2 protein-coding genes are annotated in these 1,897 nt (G+C 51.5%); one reads left to right on the forward strand and one right to left on the reverse strand.

What is annotated here, in order from left to right:
* Window positions 1–215: 215 nt before the first annotated feature.
* The gene (locus tag FQ320_RS25105) at window positions 216–1,055 is read left to right on the forward strand and encodes a sulfotransferase (protein WP_148475983.1); all 840 of its coding nucleotides are present in this window, start codon (window positions 216–218) and stop codon (window positions 1,053–1,055) included.
* Here FQ320_RS25105 and FQ320_RS25110 read toward each other — a convergent pair.
* Entirely contained in the window at window positions 1,047–1,757 is a 711-nt protein-coding gene (locus FQ320_RS25110) for an NAD-dependent epimerase/dehydratase family protein (RefSeq protein WP_187394089.1), read from the reverse strand. The two genes, FQ320_RS25105 and FQ320_RS25110, sit on opposite strands and share 9 nt — an antisense overlap.
* Between the last annotated feature and the right edge of the window lie 140 nt (window positions 1,758–1,897).

Raw genomic sequence — 1,897 nt, forward strand, 5'->3', positions numbered from 1 at the left:
GTCGTCCGACGCGACACATCCAAAGGCTCTCTCAGCATCAAACTCAAGCGAGCTGGCTGGGATGAGGCATTCTTATGCAGCGTTCTCAATGGGCTGTAAGACGCGTGAGCCAAACGCGATTGCCCTGGACTATGGGTTGGGACCAGACCCAAGGGCACTGGGGATTTGGCTATCGAATTTCGAAATAACTTCATGACGTCTGGCAGGAGAGAAGGTTGAGAAATACTGAGACAATCCTGATCAGCGGATGTCCTCGCAGCGGGACTTCGTGGATTCACTTTCTGCTTGGCTCGCACCCGAATACGGTCACCTGCAGAGAAACCCATGTCTACGCCAAGTATGTTGGCCCGTTGAAGGATTGGTTCGATCGGGAAAACCAACTCAAAGGAGCAGACGGTCTAAGCGCTCTCTTCAGTGAAGATGAATTCATTCATGATATATTGTCGCCCATTGTCAATACGACATTTACCCGGATCGGGTCCGGCAAGAAGAATAATCAGGTAATCCTCGAAAAAACTCCGGGAAATATACTGTACCATCGGCTGATTCATCAGATTCAACCTGACGCAAAAATTCTTTTTATCGTCAGGGACCCGCGGGCTGTATATGCGTCCTTCAAGGCCGCCAGTAAACAGGATTGGGGTGGTTGGACCCAAAAGTCTGTCGGCCAGTTCTGCGTTTCGTGGAACAAGTATGCTGACGCCTATCTTGCGGCCAAAAGCTATCGCTCGACTGATAGCCTGATGTGCGTCCGATACGAAGACATGAAAACGGACGGCAGTAAATGGTTGGCGATGATCTACTCTTGGGCCGGGCTTAAGCAAGCGGGTGATCTTGTCCAGCAGGTTTTGGAGAAGAACAAGATTGAAAACCTTCGCAACGCCGATAAGGGATCCATTCAATATGACGAACGCGCGGATTTCTATCGCGTGGGTAAGGCGTATGGCTGGGTGGATGAGCTTGGGCTAGACGAAATCCGGGAAGTTGAGTCCAATTGCATGGATCTCATGACGCATATGGGATATTCTGCACATACGCCCGCTCCATCACCTTAACAGCTTTTTCTCGCCCAGAATGCGACTGAGGCCATCACGCAAACGGACGGTGGGCTCCCACTTTAGAAGTTCTCTCGCGCGCGAGATACTAAGCTGCGCAAAGTTTGGATCGCTGTCGTTGGTTTCGATATACTCTGCGTTCACTTTGCGCCCACTCAATTCCTGTACGAGAGACACGAGTTCGTTAATGGAGGTTCCGCACCCGGTTCCGATATTGGTAACACCAACGCCGCCATGGCGTATTGCTGCCTCAACAGCGCCGATCACGTCTATGACATTTATGTAGTCCCGCTGCATTTCTCCGGATCCGAATATCGGAAAGGCCTCACCGGTTTCCAATGCGTTCACCAATGCCGGAATTACTCCAAATCCGGGCTTTGTGGGCTGTCCGACACCATAGGCATTTGTCACGCGCAGGATTGACGTCTTTAGTGTTGTCTGAGCAGCTGCAAGCAAATGCAGTTCGATAATTGCTTTCTCCAGTCCATACTCCGTATTCGGAAGACAAGGCGAGCTTTCCGAAAGCATGCGGCTGCTGGTATTTCCATAGACCGCGCCGCCAGAGGAAAGAAGAATGTAATGTGCCTTGGAGCCGCTGTTGATCAGCCCGTCGATTATCCGCAAATGTGGTCTGATCCTCAGATTGATGTCGCGCTGGCTTACCATTCGCCCCCGTCCGCGCGAAACGAGATCGATAATCACGTCAGCATCTCTACAGGGGAATCGCGTTTGGAACTGAAGGCGTGAACGGTCGCTCTTGCCTGTGAGGGCGAGATGGATTCTGAATTGGGGATTGCGTTCACGGAGTCCTCATCCTCATGCAGATTTTTCTATCCGCCTTC

Source organism: Oceaniovalibus sp. ACAM 378 (assembly GCF_008085915.1).
Lineage (GTDB): Bacteria > Pseudomonadota > Alphaproteobacteria > Rhodobacterales > Rhodobacteraceae > Oceaniglobus.